Source organism: Sporosarcina koreensis (assembly GCF_001531445.1).
In the GTDB taxonomy this organism is placed as follows: Bacteria; Bacillota; Bacilli; order Bacillales_A; family Planococcaceae; genus Sporosarcina; species Sporosarcina koreensis_C.
This window is the reverse complement of sequence record NZ_LQYA01000337.1, coordinates 1-243: the sequence shown is the minus strand read 5'-3', so window position 1 is coordinate 243 and position 243 is coordinate 1. Positions and strand designations below refer to the sequence as shown.

Sequence of the window (243 nt, the reverse complement as noted above, 5' to 3'; positions counted from 1 at the left end):
ACGTTTAAAAAACAAACCTTGGAAAAAGAAATTGATTTTCTAGAAAAGGATCTTACTAGCAAAAAAGATGAATTGACTGGATATAGAGAAAGAGTGGAGTCTGATTTAATAGTTCCAGTGAGACGACAAATGAAAAATATTGAAGTGCCGACTGGCGAGAAAGCTCTGTTTGGTTTAGGTAAGGAAATAACAAAGACAGAAAGAAAGCCAACTGAAAATGTAATCATTTTAAGAACAGATTAT

At 32.5% G+C, this 243-nt stretch carries 1 pseudogene; it reads left to right on the top strand.

Annotation, left to right across the window (positions count from 1 at the left end):
• Positions 1 to 243, top strand: a pseudogene (locus AWV70_RS22330) (plasmid recombination protein); the annotation flags it as partial.